The sequence below is a fragment of the Pigmentiphaga sp. CHJ604 genome, assembly GCF_036972535.1.
GTDB lineage: Bacteria > Pseudomonadota > Gammaproteobacteria > Burkholderiales > Burkholderiaceae_B > Pigmentiphaga > Pigmentiphaga daeguensis.
Genome location: NZ_CP136998.1, coordinates 3,758,215 through 3,777,420, shown reverse-complemented (window position 1 = coordinate 3,777,420; position 19,206 = coordinate 3,758,215). Strand labels below are relative to the sequence as shown.

General features: G+C 69.1%; 17 protein-coding genes. 5 read left to right on the top strand and 12 right to left on the bottom strand.

What is annotated here, in order from left to right:
- The first annotated feature begins 11 nt into the window (after nucleotides 1-11).
- Nucleotides 12-1,169, top strand: a complete 1,158-nt coding sequence (locus R4823_RS18170) for an iron-containing alcohol dehydrogenase (RefSeq protein ID WP_087841424.1) — start codon at nucleotides 12-14, stop codon at nucleotides 1,167-1,169.
- On the opposite strand, the gene R4823_RS18165 is transcribed toward R4823_RS18170, so the two are convergent.
- The 9 genes from R4823_RS18165 to R4823_RS18125 form a co-directional block, all read right to left on the bottom strand.
- On the bottom strand, nucleotides 1,151-1,897 hold the full coding sequence (locus R4823_RS18165) for a GntR family transcriptional regulator (RefSeq protein ID WP_165963221.1): 747 nt from the start codon (nucleotides 1,895-1,897) through the stop codon (nucleotides 1,151-1,153). The two genes, R4823_RS18170 and R4823_RS18165, sit on opposite strands and share 19 nt — an antisense overlap.
- Nucleotides 1,898-1,983: 86 nt before the next feature.
- A complete protein-coding gene (locus R4823_RS18160) occupies nucleotides 1,984-2,586 on the bottom strand; it encodes a class I SAM-dependent methyltransferase (RefSeq protein ID WP_132980053.1) in 603 nt (200 codons plus the stop codon).
- A gap of 27 nt (nucleotides 2,587-2,613) precedes the next feature.
- The gene (cydX, locus tag R4823_RS18155) at nucleotides 2,614-2,709 is read right to left on the bottom strand and encodes a cytochrome bd-I oxidase subunit CydX (RefSeq protein ID WP_087841421.1); all 96 of its coding nucleotides are present in this window, start codon (nucleotides 2,707-2,709) and stop codon (nucleotides 2,614-2,616) included.
- 20 nt (nucleotides 2,710-2,729) lie between these two features.
- A complete protein-coding gene (cydB, locus tag R4823_RS18150) occupies nucleotides 2,730-3,884 on the bottom strand; it encodes a cytochrome d ubiquinol oxidase subunit II (RefSeq protein ID WP_087841420.1) in 1,155 nt (384 codons plus the stop codon).
- A 3-nt stretch (nucleotides 3,885-3,887) separates the two neighbouring features.
- Nucleotides 3,888-5,477 carry a cytochrome ubiquinol oxidase subunit I gene (locus tag R4823_RS18145; RefSeq protein WP_087841419.1) on the bottom strand — a complete coding sequence of 530 codons (1,590 nt, stop codon included), beginning with the start codon at nucleotides 5,475-5,477 and terminating at the stop codon, nucleotides 3,888-3,890.
- Nucleotides 5,478-5,493: 16 nt separating this feature from the next.
- Nucleotides 5,494-7,179, bottom strand: a complete 1,686-nt coding sequence (locus tag R4823_RS18140; protein WP_087841418.1) for an ATP-binding cassette domain-containing protein — start codon at nucleotides 7,177-7,179, stop codon at nucleotides 5,494-5,496.
- Nucleotides 7,176-8,837, bottom strand: a complete 1,662-nt coding sequence (gene cydD, locus R4823_RS18135) for a thiol reductant ABC exporter subunit CydD (protein ID WP_254914692.1) — start codon at nucleotides 8,835-8,837, stop codon at nucleotides 7,176-7,178. Before cydD ends, R4823_RS18140 begins: the two co-directional genes overlap by 4 nt.
- A gap of 214 nt (nucleotides 8,838-9,051) precedes the next feature.
- Nucleotides 9,052-9,363, bottom strand: coding sequence for a hypothetical protein (locus R4823_RS18130; protein WP_087841416.1), 312 nt, complete (start codon nucleotides 9,361-9,363; stop codon nucleotides 9,052-9,054).
- A gap of 138 nt (nucleotides 9,364-9,501) precedes the next feature.
- Nucleotides 9,502-10,113, bottom strand: a complete 612-nt coding sequence (locus R4823_RS18125) for an NAD(P)-dependent oxidoreductase (RefSeq protein ID WP_087841415.1) — start codon at nucleotides 10,111-10,113, stop codon at nucleotides 9,502-9,504.
- Between the two features lie 318 nt (nucleotides 10,114-10,431).
- On the opposite strand from R4823_RS18125, the gene egtD reads away from it, so the two are divergent.
- From egtD to R4823_RS18110, 3 genes are read left to right on the top strand one after another with little or no spacing between them, the layout of a single operon-like run.
- Complete coding sequence (gene egtD / locus R4823_RS18120) at nucleotides 10,432-11,427, top strand: L-histidine N(alpha)-methyltransferase (protein ID WP_165963222.1); 996 nt, start codon at nucleotides 10,432-10,434, stop codon at nucleotides 11,425-11,427.
- Nucleotides 11,424-12,695, top strand: a complete 1,272-nt coding sequence (egtB, locus tag R4823_RS18115; RefSeq protein ID WP_087841413.1) for an ergothioneine biosynthesis protein EgtB — start codon at nucleotides 11,424-11,426, stop codon at nucleotides 12,693-12,695. The genes egtD and egtB overlap by 4 nt, the downstream gene beginning before the upstream one ends.
- Before the next feature lie 10 nt (nucleotides 12,696-12,705).
- Nucleotides 12,706-12,936: a hypothetical protein gene (locus R4823_RS18110; protein ID WP_087841412.1), complete on the top strand. Its 231-nt coding sequence runs from the start codon at nucleotides 12,706-12,708 to the stop codon at nucleotides 12,934-12,936.
- Nucleotides 12,937-12,951: 15 nt separating this feature from the next.
- On the opposite strand, the gene R4823_RS18105 is transcribed toward R4823_RS18110, so the two are convergent.
- Both R4823_RS18105 and R4823_RS18100 read right to left on the bottom strand, forming a co-directional pair.
- On the bottom strand, nucleotides 12,952-14,901 hold the full coding sequence (locus tag R4823_RS18105; RefSeq protein WP_087841411.1) for an AsmA family protein: 1,950 nt from the start codon (nucleotides 14,899-14,901) through the stop codon (nucleotides 12,952-12,954).
- 49 nt (nucleotides 14,902-14,950) lie between these two features.
- Entirely contained in the window at nucleotides 14,951-16,393 is a 1,443-nt protein-coding gene (locus tag R4823_RS18100; protein WP_254914689.1) for an RNA polymerase factor sigma-54, read from the bottom strand.
- Between the two features lie 217 nt (nucleotides 16,394-16,610).
- Between R4823_RS18100 and cls the strand changes: the two genes are divergently transcribed.
- Complete coding sequence (gene cls / locus R4823_RS18095; protein WP_087841409.1) at nucleotides 16,611-18,002, top strand: cardiolipin synthase; 1,392 nt, start codon at nucleotides 16,611-16,613, stop codon at nucleotides 18,000-18,002.
- A gap of 8 nt (nucleotides 18,003-18,010) precedes the next feature.
- Here cls and R4823_RS18090 read toward each other — a convergent pair whose 3' ends face one another.
- Nucleotides 18,011-19,087: a sigma-54 dependent transcriptional regulator gene (locus R4823_RS18090; protein WP_243724576.1), complete on the bottom strand. Its 1,077-nt coding sequence runs from the start codon at nucleotides 19,085-19,087 to the stop codon at nucleotides 18,011-18,013.
- Between the last annotated feature and the right edge of the window lie 119 nt (nucleotides 19,088-19,206).

Here is a 19,206-nt window from a genome sequence, read left to right as displayed (position 1 = left end):
GGAGCCCGAACGTGGACAGGTTCGAATTTTCCACCGTACCGCAGCTGATCGTGGAGCGGGGCGCCGCGCGTCGCTTGGGCCGGCTGCTGCGGGACCGTCATTCCGCCATGCGCCTGTGCCTGGTCACGGACCGGTTCCTGCATGCCAGCGGACTGCTGGCGCCCGCGCTGGCCGATTTGCGGGACCACGGCTGGGAGGTCACCGTCATCGACGACGTGGTGGCGGATCCACCCGATCATGTGGTGGCGAAAGCGGCCGATCGCGCGCGCGATGCCAGGGCGCAAGTCGTGCTGGGCATGGGCGGCGGGTCTTCGATGGACGTGGCCAAGCTCATCGCCGTGCTTTGCGGCTCGGCCCAGCCTCTGGCCGAGATGTATGGCATAGGCAAGGTCGCCGGTCCGCGCCTGCCGTTGATCCTGATGCCCACCACGGCGGGCACGGGTTCCGAGGTGACGGCGATCTCGATCGTGACGACGGGCGAGACCAGCAAGAGCGGGGTCGTCTCGCCGTTGCTGATGGCAGACCTGGCCATCCTGGATGCCGAACTGACCGTGGCACTTCCGGCCGCCGCCACGGCAGCGACGGGCATAGACGCCATGGTCCATGCGATCGAGGCCTATACGTCGGCGCGATTGAAGAACCCCTTGTCCGACATGCTGGCCCGGCGCGCCATGCAATGGCTGTCGAGGAATCTGCTGCAGGCCTGCCGCGAACCCTCGAATCTGGATGCGCGCGAGGCCATGCTGCTCGGGGCCATGCTGGCCGGGCAGGCGTTTTCCAATGCGCCCGTCGCGGCGGTTCATGCATTGGCCTATCCCCTGGGTGGGCATTTTCACGTGCCGCATGGACTGTCCAATGCCCTGGTCCTGAACCACGTGCTGCGTTTCAATCTCCCTGCCGCGCGGCCGCTGTACGCCGACTTGGCACGCGTGGTGCAGGCAGAGTATGCCGGCGCCGATGATCTGGCGGCGGCGGATGGCTTCATCCGCTACATGGAAGAGCTGGTGCGCGCAACCGGCATTCCCCGTTCGTTGCGCGAAGTGGGCGTGGCGCAGGCCGATCTTCCCATGCTCGCGCGCGATGCCATGATGCAGCAGCGATTGTTGGTCAACAATCCGCGGCCGGTGTCGGAAGAGGACGCGTTGGCGATCTATCGAGCGGCGTTCTGATCCACGGGGGACGAGGCGCGTTCGAGCAGCGCGAACTGGGCCGACCGCAGGTGGCCATGCATGACCGCGCGTGCCCATTCGGGGTCGCGCGCGGTGAATGCATCGATCAGTTCACGATGATGCTGGAAGGTACGCGCCAGGCGCGAGCGGTCGTAGCTGCGCCGCGTCAGCAGGATGATCTTGATGTCCACGCCCTTGGTGCGCATGGCCAGCAGCCGCGGGTTGCCGGCGGATTCGGAGATGCGCGCGTGGAAGTTCCGGTTCAGCGGGGCGATGCGGTCGAGGTTGGCGGGACTGATGTCCGGGCCGCGTGATTCCATCTCGTCCTGGATCTCGTGCAGCTCGGCCAGCGTGGCCGGGCTCATGCGGGTCGCGGCCAGGGCGGCCAGTTCCGATTCGATCAGGATGCGCACCGCGTAGAGATCCCGGATTTCCTGGGTGGTCCAGGTTCGCACGGTGGCCCCCGCGTTGGCGCGCAAGATCAGCAGGCCATCGGCCACGAGCAGCCTGAGCCCTTCGCGTACCGGCGTGCGCGATAACCCCAGTGCTTCCGAAACTTCCTTTTCCGTGATGCGCGCGCCCTCGGGAAACCGGCCCGAGATGATGCCGTCCCGCACGTAAGCGTAGGCTTGCTGGACGGACGGGGCCCGCGTGGTCAGATCGGAGGACAGCGAATACGTATCGGACGAGAGCGTCGGTACGGACGAAGATTTCGAAGTAGGGGACATGCGCGCGGCAGCCAGGCTTGGTGCAACAACTATAGCGGATATGCCGCCAGGCATGGGGCGGCTGGCATGGGCCGGCGTGCCGCAGGCTAGGCCGCGCGCCGGCCCACGTAGCGGGTAACGAAGGCCGGCCCGCGGTGCCCGTCTCCTTCGTCCAGTTCCACCTCGCCTTCCCAGCCGTGCACTTCCTCGAGCAGGCCGGCGAAGTCCGCGCGTATCGTGGCCAGGTCGCTCAGCATGTCGACGTCACGGGGACCGCCGCTCCGGTAGGCCAGCTGGCGCGGGTGGAAGGATTCCAGGACCAGCCAGCCGCCGGGAGCCAGCGCGCCCGCCAGGCGACGGTGGGCGTCGGCCCGGAAGCCGCTGGGCAGGTGGACATAGATCAGCACGACCGCTGCACAGGTGGCCGGCGGCGGTGTCCAGGCGGCCAGGTCCGCGTTCAGCGTGGTGATGGTGACGCCGCGGTTCGACGCCAGGGCCAGCGCCTTGTCCAGTCCGACCTGCGAATTGTCGACCGCCAGCACTTGGTGTCCGCGCTCGGCCAGCCACACGCTGTTGCGGCCCTCGCCATCGCCGGGCAGCAGCACCCGGCTACCGGCCGGCAGGCGGGGTTCCTGCTCGGCCAGGAAGCGGTTGGGCGCGGTTCCGTACTTGTAGCCAGGTTCGGAAAAGCGTTGATCCCAAGTCTTCATACCGCTCGATATCTCCGATAGGGGGACTTACTCGTCTTGTTCCCTGAGTTCGTACCACATGGCGTTCAGGACGGCGAAGGTCGCCGCCAGGCCCAACCCCAGTATCCAGGAAAAGTACCACATGCTCGTTCCTCCCAGGTGTGTCAGTAGGCGTGGTTGCCGGGTTCTTTCAGGGACGCTTCGTCGACCTTGCCCCACAGGACCCGGTAGACCCAGGACGTGTAGGCGACGATGATCGGGACGAAGATGGCCGATGCCACCAGCATGATGAACAGCGTCAGGTGGCTGGAGGAGGCATCCCAGACGGTCAGGCTGGCCCGCGGGTCGGCGGACGACGGCAGCAGGAACGGGAAGATCGAGACGCCCACGGTCAGGATGATGCCCAGTATGGCCAGCGAGCTGGCCAGCAGCGCACCGACCTCGCTGCGCACCCGGAGCAGCAGCAGGGCCAGCGCGGAGCCGGCCAGGCCGGCGGCCGGTGCGAGCATCAGCCACGGATGGGCCGCATAGTTGTCGAACCAGGCGCCCGTCGCGGTTTCCGCCGTCTTGCGCAGCGGATTGGAGGCGCCCAGGGGATCGATGGCGCTCGTGATCCGGTACCCGTCCACCCATGCCCACAGCGCGATGCCGCCCAGCGCGAACAGCAGCAGCGTCAGGAACGCCGCCGCGCTGCCGTAGCGGCGCGCGCGCTCGGCCACCTCGCCGCTGGTCTTCAGGACCAGCCAGCACGCGCCTTGCGTGGCCAGCATGGCCACCGATACCAGGCCGCACAGCAGGGCGAAGGGCGACAGCAGTCCGAAAAAGCTGCCGTCGTAGAAGATGCGCAGATCGCCGTCGAGCCTGAAGGGCACGCCCAGCAGCACGTTGCCCACCGCCACGCCCAGGATCAGCGAGGGCACCAGGCCGCCGGCGAACAGCGCCCAGTCCCAGACCGCGCGCCAGCGCGTGCCTTCGCGCTTGCTGCGGTACTTGAAGCCCACCGGCCGCAGGATCAGCGCGAACAGGATGGCGAACATCGCGAGATAGAAGCTCGAGAAGGACACCGCATACAGCGGCGGCCAGGCGGCGAAGATGGCGCCGCCTCCCAGGATCAGCCACACCTGGTTGCCTTCCCACACGGGGCCGATGGTATTGATGACCACGCGGCGCTCGATGTCGGTGCGGCCAACGAAGGGCAGCAGCATGCCCGTGCCCAGGTCGAAGCCGTCGGTCAGCGCGAATGCGATCAGCAGGATGCCCAGCAGCGCCCACCAGATCAGGCGCAGCACGTCGTAGTCGATGAGTGTGTGCAGAATCATGGCTTACTCCTGGGCGGTAAGGCGTTGGGACAGGTGCGGGGCCACGAGCCGGACTTCCGGATCGGGGTCGGGTTCCACGCCCTTGCGAATGGCGCGCAGCATCAGGCTCATCTCGACGATGAACAGCACGGTATAGAGCGCGGTGAAACCCAGGATGGTCAGCAGTACCGTCTCCACGCCCAGGTCGGAGACGGCGGCGGCGGTGGGCAGCACGCCTTCGATGACCCACGGCTGACGGCCGAACTCGGCCACGATCCAGCCCATCTCGGCGGCGATCCAGGGCAGCGGGATCGAGAACACCGCGACCTTGAGCAGCCAGCGGTGCGCGTCGAGCCGGCGGCGGGCCGACAGGATGAAGAACGTGGCCGTCAGCAGGATGAAGAAGAAACCCAGGCCGACCATGATGCGGAAGGACCAGAACAGCGGCAGGACCATGGGCACGGTGTCCCAGGCGGCCTGGTCGATCTGCGCGGCCGTGGCCTGGCGCGGGTCGTCCAGGTAGCGCTTGAGCAGCAGGGCGTAGCCGAGGTCGCGGCCGTGCTCCTCGAACGCGTCGCGGTCGGCAGGCGCGATGGCGGCGGAGCTTCCCGCCGCGCGTATGCGCTGCAAGGCGTCGAAGGCCACGATGCCGCTGCGTATGCGGTCCCGTGCGTGGTCGACCAGCGTGGTGATGCCGGGGATCTCGGTGGTGAGCGAGCGCGTGCCGATCAGGCCCATGACGGCCGGGATGCGGATGGCGTAGTGGGTCTCGCGCGCCTGCTGGTCCGGGATGCCGACGATGGTGAAGGGAGCGGGCGCGGGCTCGGTTTCCCACATGCCTTCGATGGCGGCCAGCTTCATCTTCTGGTGCTCGGTCGACAGGTAGCCGCTTTCGTCGCCCAGGACCACCACCGACAGCGCCGAGGCCAGCCCGAACGAGGCGGCCACCGTCATCGAGCGCTTGGCCACGTCGATGTGCCGGCCCTTCAGCAGGTACCAGGCCGATACGCCCAGCACGAACACCGAGGCGGTCACGTAGCCGGCCGATACCGTGTGGACGAACTTGGCCTGTGCCACCGGGTTCGTCAGGACGGCGAAGAAGTCGCTGACTTCCATGCGCATGGTCTCGGGATTGAAGGCCGAGCCGACGGGGTTCTGCATCCACCCGTTGGCGATCAGGATCCACAGCGCCGAGAAGTTCGATCCCAGCGCCACGCACCAGGTCGCCACCAGGTGGCCGACGCGCGACAGCTTGTTCCAGCCGAAGAAGAACAGGCCGACGAAGGTCGCTTCCAGGAAGAAGGCCATCAGGCCTTCCAGCGCCAGCGGCGCGCCGAAGATGTCGCCAACGTAGTGGCTGTAGTAGCTCCAGTTCATGCCGAACTGGAACTCCATCACCAGGCCGGTGGCCACGCCCAGCACGAAGTTGATGCCGAACAGCGTGCCCCAGAATTTGGTCATCTGCCGCCAGATCTTGCGCCCGGTCATGACGTAGACCGTCTCCATGATGGCGATGACGACCGACAGGCCCAGCGTGAGCGGGACGAAAAGGAAGTGGTAGAGCGCCGTCAATGCGAACTGCAGGCGCGAGAGTGAAACGATGTCGAGGTCCATGGTGCCAGCTTCCTCCTCAGTCCGGGCGCAGGGTGTGAAGTTGATGATCGAAGGCGGGAGTGCCGCGGCGCAGGTCGGCGGCCACGATGCCGGCGGCCAGCACGACGATGCGGTCCGCCAGGGCGGCCTCCCGCCTGATATGGGTGGCGATGAGAAGGGTCCGGCCATGGGCCTGTCCGGCCAATCGGTCGACCACGTCGCGCGCGGTCGGCGCGTCCAGCCCTTCCGTGGGTTCGTCCAGCAGCCACAGCCGCGTGGGGCGCAGGAACAGCCGCGCCAGCGCGAGCCGGCGTGCCTGTCCGGCGGACAGCCCCAGGCCGCCTTCGCCCAGCCGCGTATCCAGGCCGGCGGGCAGGGCGGCGATGGCCTGGTCCAGGCCCGCGGCCCGCAGCGCGGCCCACAGCTCGTCGTCGCTGGCATCGGGGCGGGCCAGGCGCAGGTTGTCGCGCACGCTGTCCTGGAACAGCTCGGTGCGCTGGGTCAGCAGACAGGAGGCGGGGGCCTGGACCCGCCCGCCGGAGGGCAGCCGTTCGCCCGCCACCAGGGCTAGCAGCGTCGACTTGCCCGCGCCGCTGGGGCCGACCACCGCGACTCGCTCGCCGGGCCGGACCACGAGCGTGACGTCCGCCAGTGCCAGGCCGGCGGGCAGGCCGGGCCGGCTTTCGTGGCCCAGGCTGGCGTGTTCGAGCCGGATGTCGCCGGAGGCGGCGCGGGGCGGGGGCGCGGCGGGTGCGTCCAGTCTTGGCGCCAGGCGGCGGATGGCCAAGAGGGTGCGGCCCAGCTCCAGGATTCCCCGCCGCAGCGGCGTGAGCGGTTCGGCGCTTGCCAGCACGAGCAGCAGCGCCAGCGCCGCCACGGGGGCGCCGATGGCCGAGCCGGCCACCAGCAGGACACAGGCCGCCAGCGTGGCGCCCATGGCAAGCGTGCCCGCCATGGCCTGCAGGAATCCGCCTTGCGTGTCGGCGCGGTTGATGGTGTCGTCGGCGGCGGCCAGCCGGTGTTCGGTCCGTGCCAGCAGCCGGCATCGCTGCGCCAATTGGCCGGCCATGGCCAGTTCGGTCTGGCCGGAGACGAGGTCGATGGCCTGCGCACGCAGGGCTTCGAGCGCATGGGCGCGGCGGCAGGCGGCGCGGCGGCTGCGGCGCATGGTCCAGGCCAGTATGCCGGCGCCGGCGGCCAGCAGCCAGCCGGCCATTGCCAGGCCCAGCGGCAGGCTGATCACGCCCAGCGCGACGCCGGCCAGCGCGATGGCGGCACAGGCGGCCCCGGCGGGAACCAGCACGCGCAGGTACAGCGCGTCCAGCGCGTCGGCGTCGGCGGTCAGGCGGAACAGCAGCCGGGCCGGCCGGGCGAGCAGCTTGCGCGCGGCCTCGGGCCGGGCCCAGCCCGCGAACAGCCGGGGACGCAGCGCGGCGATGACCGCCAGCGCCGCATCGTGGGTGACGACCCGCTCGCCATAGCGGGCCGCCGTGCGGACCAGGGCCAGCAGCCGTATGCCGGCGCCGGGAGTGAACACGTCGAACGCCAGGGCGGTGCCGGCGGCCAGTCCTGCCAGCGCGGTGGCGGTGATGAACCATCCGGACAGGCCCAGCAGCCCCATGCCGGCGAAGACCGTCAGCGCGGCCAGCGCGATGCCGCTCCACAACAGGCGCCGCCGACCGGCGAAGAACAGCCGCAAGACGGCGCCAATGGAGGCCTTCATGACGCGGCCTCCATGACGTCCTGCGCGGCCAGGTCCGTGCCGGCCGGCGCCGCGCGCGGGGGGGCCAGGTCGATCACCCGGTCCATGCGCGAGGCCAGTTCGGGGTCGTGCGTGGCGACGATCAGGGTCTTGCCCGCGGACTGCGCCAGCAGCCGGCGGGTCAGCTCCCGGGCCGTGGCGGCGTCCAGGTGGGCGGTGGGTTCGTCGGCCAGCCACAGGTCGCTGCCGGGCGCGGCGACTGCCCTGGCCATTGCCAGGCGCAGGCATTCTCCTCCGGACAGGCCGGTGCCGGCTTCGCCCAGCGGGCGTCCGGCTTCGCGTCCCGCGAGCAGCTCCAGGGTCGCGGCCCGCAGGGCGCGGTCCACCGCCCGCGGGTCCACGTCCGGGCGGCCCAGGGCGACGTTGGCGGCCAGCGTACCGGCAAAGACATGCGGCTTCTGCCCTATCCAGGCCATGCGTGCCCGCAGACGCGGCGCGTTCTGGTCATCCAGCGCCACGCCGTCGATGAGGACGGCGCCGGACTGGGCCGGCACGAGGCCGGCGATCAACGCCAGCAGCGTCGACTTGCCCGCGCCGCTCGGTCCGACGATGGCTACCCGCTCGCCCGGGGCCACGCGCAGGTCCAGGCCGTCGATGACCGGTGGCGCCGAATCGGCGTGCGCGAAGCGCAATTGGACGAGTTCGACGGCGGGGGGAGGGCGACGGGCGGGCGCGTCGTCCGGCGAGGGCAAGGGGAGGATGCCGCCCACCAGCTTCGTGGGCGCGGCGGCGAGCGCCCGCAGCGCCTCCAGCGCCGCCCGGCCCGCGGCCCGGTCATGCCAGGCCGTGGAAAGGTCGCGCAGCGGTTCGAAGAAACTGGGGGCCAGCAGCAGGACGAAGAGCCCCTGGCCGAGGGAGAGCGGACTGCCCCAGGTGCCGAAGGGCAAGGTGCCCAGCAGGTGGAATCCTACGTAGACCGCGACCATGGCGACCCCGATGGCGGAAAACAATTCCAGCACCGCCGAGGACAGGAAGGCGATGCGCAGTACCGCCATGGTACGCGTATGCAGTGTTTGTGCAACGTATGCCAGCCGTCCGGTGGTGGCGTCGACGGCGTCAAGCGCCCGCAGCGTGGCCAGCCCGCGCAGGCGATCCAGCAGGAAGGCGTTCAGCGTGCCCATCTCCGCCAGGTGGGCCTGGCTGGCGCGCTGGGCGCGCCAGCCCACCAGCGCCATGAAGACCGGGATCAGCGGGGCCGAGGCCAGCAGGACCAGCGCCGCGACCCACGACAGCGGCGCGACGGCCGCCAGGATGGCCAGCGGCACGACCAGTATCTTCAACTGGATGGCGGGATAGCGGGCCAGGTAGGGCAGCGCGGCATCGGCCTGTTCGGCCAGCACGCTGGCCGCGTGGCCGGCGGCGGGGCGGCGCTTGTCCAGCGGGGAACCGCTTGCCAGCGCGTCGACCGCGGCGGCACGCAGCGCCGACAGGCGGCTCCTTGCGACCTGGAAGCTCAGGCGCGTTCCCCACGCATCGCACGCCGCGCGCAGGGCGCCGGCAAGCAGGAAGGCCGCGGCGGACACCAGGCCTGCGGCCACGTCGCCGGGATCCGCCGCCATGCGCTGCACCGCCGCGGCCAGGATGCCGGCCTGGGCCAGCCACGTCAGCGATCCGGCCAGTTGCAGCCAGTCGCCGGGGGAGGGGCGAAGCGCGTCGCCGGAGCGCGCGCAGGCAGGGCGGGACAGGGGCGTACTCCCGTTGTACGTTGGGCTACGCCTAAGGTATCAGTGCTCGGCCGTACGTGACAATGATCTACGTCAAGTCGCGACATTCGGTCGCGCCTTCGGGGGCGGCCGGCGGCAAAAAGAAACGGCCCCGTCTAGGGGCCGTCGTTCAATCGCGGTAGCCGTGGCGCCGGTAGTGGCGCTCTTCGCGGTAGCGCTCGCGCTCCCAGCGCCGCTCCTGTTCCCAGCGCCTTTCCCGCCAGTACGGGTCGTAGGGCACGTAGCCGACCGGCCCGGGGATCACCATGACGGGGGGAGGCGGGGGCACGTAGACCGGCGCGGGGGCCACGTAGACCGGTGGCGGGCCATAGACGATACCTGGTATGCCGATGCCTATGGATACGCTCACGCGGGCCTGGGCCGTCGCGCTGACGGCCAAGAGGGCCGCGGCCATCAGCCCTGCCATTGCCAGCCGTTTCATACAGATTCTCCGAAACTGCGATAGTCCGACTGTAGGGGCGATTTCCGGCCGGCGGTTTGTGCGGGCTGTTGCAATCGTCGCTACATGTAACGGCCCCGGGGCGGGCGTCGCGGTTCGCGTTGCCCCGCCGCGACGCCATCAGTATCCGACGGTGAAGCGCCGCCCCGTATGCGCGGGCTTTTCCACTTCGTCCAGCATCGCGATGGCGAAGTCTTCCATGGAGATCCAGCTGCGGCCGTCCGCCGCGGTCAGCAGCGTATCGCCGCCCAGGCGGAACGTGCCCGTGCGCTCGCCCGGCGTGAACAGCGCCGAGGGCGACAGGAACGTCCAATCCAGGTCCTTCTCGGTCCGCAGGGCGTTCAGCCAGTCACGCCCGGCCAGCGCCTCGGGCTTGTACTCGGCCGGGAACGTCGGCGTGTCCACCAGCGCGATTCCGGGAGCCACCTCCAGGCTGCCGGCGCCGCCCACTACCAGCAGTCGCCGCACGCCGGCCTGCCTGACGGGGCCGAGGACGGCGGCCAGAGGCGAGGTGGCGAAGCGCACACTGCTGATGACCGCGTCCTTGCCGCGCAGGGCGTCGGCCAGCTTCGCGCCGTCGGCCAGGTCGACGTCCAGGGTCTCCAGGCCGGGGCGTGCGGCGAGCTTCGAGGCGTGGCGGGCGAGGGCAGTGACGTGGTGGCCGCGGGCCAGGGCTTCGTTGACGAGGCGGCTGCCGACGTTGCCGGTGGCGCCGAGGATGGCGATGTTCATGGAAACTCCTTGATGGTGGGGGGACGGAGGGAAACCGTCGCGACAGCCATCAGCTTAGGGGCTGTTCCATGAGGGAAAAACAGGGGTGGCCGCCATAGTTTGTTTCGGTTTACGGTCAAATGCGGGCTCCTTTCGCAGCGTCGTAGGCAAGGGTTACATCCCATTCCTGTTCCCCGGGAAGCGACAAGCGTATAGATAGGGCCCATGTCCGACGGCCGCGGCCGGGCATTGCGCTTGCTACGGCCCGGGGCGGACACTCTGCCGCTGTCCCCCAAGGAGCCCATATTGACCACCATGCTTCGAGGTCCCGCGCACAGAATGGCCGGGAACGACACCGCCTTTTCGATGGAAGGCGCGCCGTCCCCCGGGCGGCGCGCCGATACGGCGCCGCTCGACAATCGCGCGGCGGAACTGGCCGCCGGCCTGCGGGATGCGCAGGCCCATATCGATCCGAAGTTTCTTTACGACGCGCAAGGGTGCGTCCTGTTCAACGCCATCTGCGAACTCGAGGAGTACTACCCGACCCGCACCGAGCGGGCCATCTTCGAGGCCCATCGTCCGGCCATCGCCCGGTCCCTGCCGCGCCGCATCCAGTGGGTGGACCTGGGCTGCGGAGATTGCGCGAAGTCCCGTTCCTGGCTGGCCCACGTGGACGCCTGCCGATATCTGGGCGTGGACATCGCCGCCGACTGCCTGCGGCACGAGGTGGCGGCGCTGGGGCGCAAATTCCCCCAGATCGCCTGCGTGGCCGTGGAGGCGGACTTCTCGGGCGACCTGGACCTGCGCCGCCACCTGGTCGATATCGAGGAGCATCCGCCGGTGTTTTTCTACCCCGGATCGTCCATCGGCAACTTCGATCCGGAGCGAGCCGTCGCGCTGATGGCCGCGATCTGCCGCCAGGCCGGTCCGCGCGGCAGTCTGTTGATCAGCGCCGACCTGCGCAAGGACAGGCGCGTGATGGAGCGCGCCTATGCCGACGACCTGGGCGTGACGGCGGCATTCAACCGCAACGTGCTGCGCGTATGCAACCGGGTGCTGGGCAGCGACTTCCAGCCGGCCGAGTTCGACCATGAGTCGCGCTTCGACGATGGCCACGGCCGTATCGAGATGCGGCTGCGGGCCCGGCAGCGGCAGCGCGTATGCTGGGGGACGTCGGAGCGGATATTCGAGGCAGGCGAGGACATCGTGACCGAGCATTCCTACAAGTACACGCCGGCGCAGTTCGATGCCATGCTGGCGCAGGCGGGTTTTTCGGTGCGCAACATGTGGACCGATCCCCGTTCGTGGTTCGGCGTTTTCCTGGCCCAGCGATGAACGCGCGCGACGATGTGTTCGTTCCCGAGTTGCTGGCCCGCCGCGTGGCGGCCGTGCGCGAGGCGACGCTGGCCCTCCTGGACGGGTTGACGCCCGAGGACTGCATGCTGCAGTCCATGCCCGAGGCCAGTCCGGTCAAGTGGCACGTCGGCCACGTCGCGTGGTTCTTCGAGACCTTCGTGCTCGAACCGTGGCAGCCGGGCTTCAGGCCCTTCGATCCCGCCTTCCGCGAGCTGTTCAACTCCTACTACGTGGGCGTCGGCGAGCGGCATCCGCGCGGCCAGCGGGGGCTGCTCTCGCGTCCGTCGCTGGACCGGGTCATGGCCTACCAGCAGTCGGTGCTGGAACGCCTGCTGGCCTGGATGGACGATGACGCGCCGCCGCGGGCGCTGGCGCTGGTCGAGCTCGGCCTGCATCACGAACAGCAGCACCAGGAACTGATCGCGACCGACCTGAAGCACCACTTCTGGCACAACCCTCTGCTGCCCGCGTGGCGGCCGGCCCGGGCCAAGGAACCGCCGTCGGAACCCGGGCCGGCGGCATTCCTGCGCTATGACGAGGGACTGGCGGACGTGGGGCATGCGGGCGAAGGCTTTGCCTTCGACAACGAGGCGCCGCGGCACCGCGTGTGGGTCGATGCGTTCGAACTGGCGCAGCGCCCGGTCTCGAATGCGGAATACCTGGCCTTCATCGAGGACGACGGCTATCGCCGGCCGGACTTGTGGTTGTCCGACGGCTGGGATGCGCGCGTGCGCGGTGGATGGGACATGCCGCTGTACTGGATGCGGCGCGACGGCCGATGGATGTGCCATACGGTGGCCGGGCCGCTCCCCATGGACCCGGCCGAGCCCGTCTGCCACTTGAGCTATTACGAGGCCGATGCCTATGCCCGGTGGGCGGGCGCCCGGCTGCCGACGGAACAGGAATGGGAAATCGCGGCCGCGCGGGCCATGGCCGAAGGCGCCGGCCTGCCGGCCGATGGGGACTTCGCCGAGTCGGGGCTGCTGCATCCAGCGCGGCTGCGCGCCGATGCGCCCGGTTTCCTGGGCGGTGTCTGGGAGTGGACGCAAAGCGCCTACCTGCCGTATCCGGGTTTTCGTCCCGCCGCCGGCGCGGTGGGGGAATACAACGGCAAGTTCATGATCAACCAGATGGTGCTGCGGGGCGGGTCCTGCGCCACGCCTCGCAGTCACATCCGTGTCACGTACCGCAATTTCTTTGCGCCTGGCTCGCGCTGGCAGTACGCCGGCCTGCGGCTGGCGCGATAAGGAGCCGAGCATGAAGGAACCCGAGAAGCGGCGGCCGGAACGGACCCGGGCCCAGGACGACATGGGCCGGGGCGAGCCGCGGCTGCCCCACGAGCACGACGAATCGCACGACAGCCAGGAAAGCGCGCCGCGCAAGGTGATCGAGCAGGCCTACGAGGATGTGCAATCGGGCCAGGAAGACACCGACCTGCGCTCCAGCGGAGGCCGGCGCGAGCCGAGCGTGCCGCGCAACGAACGCTGAAGCGGGCGGGGCCGTTTAGCGCGCCTTGCCCTTGGGGGCGGCGGTATCGGCGTTGCGGCGGGCCTCGCGCAGGTTGGCCAGCAGGCCCTGGCAGTCGGCGTCGGTGCCGGGGCCGGTCTCGATCAGCGGGATCAGCGCGGCCAGCGGATTGATGAATGCCAGCGCGACGGAAGCGCCCGCGCGCGCGAACAGCGAGGCTTTGTCGATCTTGAAGTCGGGGGCGCCGAAAGTGCCGACGATGTCGATGGGCGAGCGGGCCACCAGTATGCTCTTGTCCTTGGGCCGGGGTTCGAAGCGCAGCCCCAGGCGTTCGTTGCGCAGGTCTATGGTCCCATGGCCGTCGATGCGCGTGTCGTCGGTGTCGACGACCAGGGCCTGCGAAGTGGCGATGCCGTCCTTGACCCCGAAGGTGGCGACCGCGCAGCGCAGCCGCGTGTCCTTGTCTCCGCCGATCAGGAATCCCAGCGCCTGGGAGGCGTCCAGGCCGATGGCCTCGACCAGCAGGTTGGAGATCTCGCCGCCGGTCACGGCCACGCCCACGGTGCCGTCGGCACGCCCCAGCATGGCCCGTATCGAGTTGCCGGCGGTCTTGAGCTTCACGTCGGCGCCCAGCGTACCCTCGCTTTTCTGCATCAGTTTCACGTCGGGGAACAGCCGGTTCAGCCGGGCCCGCCGCACGCCGATATGGGCGTCGGTGCGTATCACCGGCTGGCGTGCGTCCAGCGTGATGTCCGAGCGCAGCTCGCCGCCCGCATAGCCGAAATTCAGCGGCACCAGCTTGAGCACGCCGTCCTGCAGCACGAGGTGGGCCGAGAAATCGTCGAAGGCCCAGGGGCCTCGCACGCGCACGTCGCCCGCGTCCAGCGTGACGTCGGCGTCGATGGCGTTGAGCCGCTCCAGCCTGAACTCGGCGTCGGGCAGGATGCGGCGGTCGGCCGCCGGCCGGGGCGCGGCCTGCTCCTTCTGCGCCGTGGCATCGTCGCGCACGCCGATCAGGGGGCCGAGATCCTTCATGTCCAGCACGCGGCTCTTGAGCTTGGCGCGCAGCATGGGCTTGTCGCGGCGCATCTCGTAGCTGGCGTCGCCGGAGATGTCGGTCGAGCCTATCCTGCCGTCCATGCCCGTCAGGCCGAAGTTCATGCCGTCGCGCTTCAATCGGCCCTTGATGCGGTAGGGCGGGGTGGTGGGCAGGGGCAGGTTGATGTACGGATACAGCGTGGACAGGGTCGGCCCGGCGATGTCCAGCGCCACGTCCACGGAGGCATCGCCGAACGGATCGCCCACCTGGCCCTCGGCCCGGATGCGGGTGGGGCCGCCCTTGGCATCGATGAAGAACGGAAAGGGCGTACCCGAATCGCGCAGCGTCAGGATGCCGCCGGTGCGCGCCACGCCGCCGAAGGCGGCGTCATGGTAGTGGCCGCCGAATTCCAGCTTCATCCCGTAGGCCGGCCCGGAGGCGGGCGTCTCCATGCTGTCGGCCTGCAAGTAGGCATCGGCCTTCAGCACGCGGTCGTCGTAGTTCACCTTCACGCGGTTCAAGGACAGCGCGCGCACCACCACGTCGGGGGGCGGTCCGCCATCGTCCTGCCGGGCCAGGGTCCAGTTGTTGGCGCCCGACGCATCGCGGGCCAGATGGGCCTGGGCGCCGTCCACCGACAGCAGGTCCAGCACGACGGCGTGCCGCAGCAGGGGCAGCAGCCGGACCTGGACCTCGATGGATTCGGCCTGCAGCATGCGCTCGGGCTTGGCGCCGGGAATGTTGTTCACGGCCAGCCCGTGCAGGCGGATGCGGGTGACGGGCCGCAGCCGCATGCGGAAGTCCTCGAGCACCACTTGCCGCCCCAGCCTTTCGGTGGCCAGTCTTTCCACCGGCCCCCGCAGGAAGCGCCAGTCGGTCAGCAAGGCGGCGACAACCAGAAGGACGACGACTCCAGCAACGGCGGCAAGGATTCCTTTTGTTCGCATCGGCAGGTTCCGCGAGTGGGGGATACCCCTGTCCCCGCGTTTTAACGGCTCACGGCTGTTTGCGCAATTCCGCGGGCGGCAGCTTCATCAGGTCGCGGTACTTGGTGACGGTGCGCCGTGCCACCACCACGCCCTGTTCGGCCAGCATCCTGGTCAACGAGACGTCGGACAGGGGGTCGCGGCGATCCTCGGCGGCGATCATGTCGCGGATCAGCGCCCGCACGGCGGCGGCCGAACATCGGCCGCCGGTTTCGGTGGCCAGTTCGCGCGAGAAGAAATGCTTGAACTCGAACACGCCGCGCGGCGTGGCCATGTACTTGTTGTTCGTCGCCCGCGACACCGTGGATTCATGCAGGTCCAGTTCTTCGGCCACCTTGCGCAGCACCAGCGGCTTGAGCGCGATCTCGCCATAATCGAAGAAGGTGCGCTGGTGCGCGACGATGGCCTCGGCCACGCGCTGGATGGTGGTGAAGCGCTGTTCGACGTTGCGTATCAGCCAGCGTGCTTCCTGCAGTTCCTGCGCGAGCGGGGCGCGGTCGTCGCAGCGCGCCTTGCGGAACAGGTTGGCATAGGCGTGGTGCAGGCGAGCCTTGGGCATGACCGCGGGATTGGTGGAGATCACCCATTTGTTCCGGACCTTGCGCACGATCACGTCCGGCACGATATGGTCGGTGCCTTCTTCCGAGAACGCCAGGCCCGGCCGGGGCGTCAGGCTGCGAATAAGGCGGCAGGCCACCGCCAGGTCTTCGTCGTTGCATCCCAGCCGGCGGCGCAGTTCGGCCGTCTCGCGGCGCGCCATCAGGTCCAGGTAGCGGTCGGCGATCGCCATCGCCAGCGCGCGCCCCGGCGTCGTCTCGGCCAGCGCTGCCAGCTGCAGGCGCAGGCATTCTCCCAGGTTGCGCGCGGCAAGCCCCGGAGCGTCCAGGTGCTGGACCAGGGTCAGGGCGACCATCCATTCGTCGTGCGTGGGGGCGGGTTGTACGGCGAGCGTGGCCGCCAGATCGTCGAAGTCCTGGCGCAGATAGCCGTCCTCGTCCAGCGCCTCGATGATGATCTCGGCCAGCAGCCGGTCGCGGTCCCCGAGCCGGTAGCCGCACAACTGCTGGTGCAGGTGGTCGTGCAGCCCCATGGAACTGTGCGTCCACTGCCCGATGTCGGGACGATTCTCGCCATCGTCGTCGCGCGTCCGGGTGCCGGCGTAGCTGCCGCCATAGGGTTCCGGGTCGAACGTGGGCGGTGGGGGTTCCTGGGCATCGTCGGCCTCGGCGGAGCCGGTGGTGTTGCGGTCCACGGAAAGGATCGAATCGCCGGCTTGCGCCCCCGAAGAGGCTTCCTGGTCGTCTTCCTCCAGGAAGGGATTGTTCGCGATGGCTTGCTGCAGCTCCTGTGTGAACTCGAGCGCGGACATCTGCAACAACTTGACGGACTGCTGGAGCCTGGGCGTCAAGGACAGTTGCTGCCGCACACGCATGTCGTAAGTAGCTTGAACCAATGCTGTCTCCCATGCTTGGCCGGAGGGTCGGCCGTTGATGTCGCAATCCCCCTACTTGCAAGCTTCGTGCCAATGCGAAGACGTAGGCACGGCGCGCCGGACGGTGGAAAATAGCGTGCAGCTCTTGCCGGTCCGGTAAGTTTTACCGGTGCGGTCGCCGGCGGCCAGGGTCCATGCTCGACGAAACGGGTCTGTCTCGTAACAGAATGAGAAGAACATGCGAAGCTTCCTGCGCGTCCTCCTGTACGGCCTGTGCGCGGCGCTGTTGTGCCACTGCGCCAGTCCGCTTCCCGATCCGGCCAGCGGCGTGGAGCCGCGCCGCAAGGTACGCATCTCCAGCGACGCGGGGCTGCTGACCTACCGCGAGAGCCGCCGCATCATCCAGCAACTGGACGCGCGGGCCCAGGCGGGTGATTTCCTGGCGCGGCACCTGCAGGTCGAGGAAGCCGTGGCCGATGCGCCGCTGGTCGTCGGCAACGAAGTGCGGCTCTTCGGCGACGGGCCCAGCACCTACCGCGCCATGGAAGAGGCCATAGGCGCCGCTCGCCGCTTCATACACCTGGAAAGCTACATCTTCGAGGACGACCAGATCGGCAACCGCATCGCCGAGATGCTCATCGCCAAGCGTGCGCAGGGGGTCGCCGTGGCCGTCATGGTCGATGACATCGGCACCTTGTCCGTGCCGCCCGATCTTTTCGACCGCATGCGGCAGGCCGGCGTCCAGGTGGTCTTCTTCAATCCCGTCAACCCGCTCAAGAGCCGGGGCGGATGGTCCATCAACGAGCGCAGCCATCGCAAGATCCTGGTGGTTGATGGCGAGATCGCCTTCGTGGGCGGCATCAACCTGAGCGACGTGTACGCGTCCCGGCCGGTGGCCGGTTCGGCCCGGGCCCACGACGCCGGCAGCCAGCAGGACGCGCCCTGGCGGGACACGCACATCAGCATCCGCGGTCCCGCCGTGCCCGACGTGGAGCGGGTGTTCCTGGAGGGGTGGCGCAGCCAGGGCGGGCCGCCGCTGGGCGATCTCGATTTTCTGCCGCAGCAGCCCCGGCGCGGGCCGCACGTGGTCCGTATCCTGGTCAACCGCCCGGGTTCGGCGGACAACCACGCCATCTACCTGACGCTGCTGTCCGCCATCAACAGCTCGCAACGGTCCGTGCACATCACCATGGCCTATTTCGTGCCCGATCCGGGCTTCATCGAGGCCCTGGCCGATGCCGCGCGCCGTGGTGTCGACGTGACGCTGCTGCTGCCGGGATTCAGCGATTTCTCGATCGTGCTGCATGCCGGCAGATCCCACTACGAAGAACTGCTCGAGGCCGGCGTGAAGATCTACGAGCGCAAGGATGCGCTGCTGCACGCCAAGACCGCCGTGGTGGACGGCGTCTGGTCCACGGCCGGATCCAGCAATCTCGATTGGCGCAGCTTCACCTTGAACCACGAGATCAACGCGGTGATCCTGGGCGCCGATTTCGGCGCCCAGATGGAAGCCCTGTTCGAGCGCGACAGGCAGGCGTCCGAACCGGTGTCACTGGAGCAGTGGAAGCGGCGGCCGCTGACGGACAGGCTCAAGGAATTCATGTCGCGCCTGCTGGAGCGGTGGCTGTAGCGGCGGTTCTAGGCGTCGCCGCCGTGCTTGTAGGTGTCCAGCCGGTTGTAGAGCGTCTTGAGGCTGATGCCCAGCGTGCTGGCAGCCTGGCGCTTGTCGCCGCCGAAGTGGGCCAGCGTCGCGAGGATCAGCTCCCGCTGCGCGTCGGGCAGCGGTATCCCCACCGCCAGTTCCAGGCTGCCCTCGCGCCGGACCACCCGGCGATTGCGCGGAGCGGGTTCGGGATTCTGCACCTCGACCTCGTCGTCGGCCAGAATGAACGCCCGGTGCACGGCGTTCTTCAGTTCCCGGACGTTGCCCGGCCAGTGGTACTGGCGCAGGCCGTCCAGGGTGCCGCGGGCGAAACGCTTGCGGGTCTTCTCGGTTGCGTTGAGCTGGTCGAGGAAGCGCTGGGCCAGCAGTTCGATGTCGGCGGGACGCTCGCGCAGCGGCGGGACCCGCAGCGGGAACACCGCCAGCCGATAGAGCAGGTCTTCGCGGAAGCGTCCTTCCCGCACCGCCACCTGGGGATCGCGGTTGGTCGCGGCGATGACCCGGACGTCCGCGGAAATCTGTTCCGTTCCGCCGACACGGTGGAAGGCCGAGGTCTCCAGCACGCGCAGCAGCTTGATCTGCATCTCCGGGGCCATTTCCGTGATCTCGTCCAGGAAGATGGTGCCGCCGGCCGCACGTTCGAAATATCCCACGTGCTGCTGGATGGCGCCGGTGAAGCTGCCTTTCTCGTGTCCGAACAGTTCTCCCTCGATCAGCGTCGAGGGGATGGCACCGCAGTTGACCGGGATGAAGGGGCCGGTATCGCGCGGGCTCTTCTCGTGCAGGGTGCGCGCGACCAATTCCTTGCCCGTGCCGCTTTCGCCCACGATAAGCACCGTCAGCGCGGTGGGCGCCACTTTGTCGATCTGCTGGTACAGCTCCCGCATGGGTATCGAGGCGCCGTACAGCAGCCCGTAGTGCTGGGGCGGCGGAGCCGGGCGCACGGGTTCGGCCGCGATCGGGGCGGCGGGGCCGGACGCCTCGTAGGGCGTATCGGTGTCCAGGATCGGTGCCAAGGCTTCGTCAGGGCGCATCGCCTGTTCCTTCCGCATGAGTCTCCAGGGTGGGGCCGGGGCGGGAGTGCCCACGGCAGGGCGGGAGTCCCATTCTAAGCAAGGCGTCCCCCGTCCAGGAAGCCGGTCGCGGGGGGTATGGTAACGGGCTGTCGCAA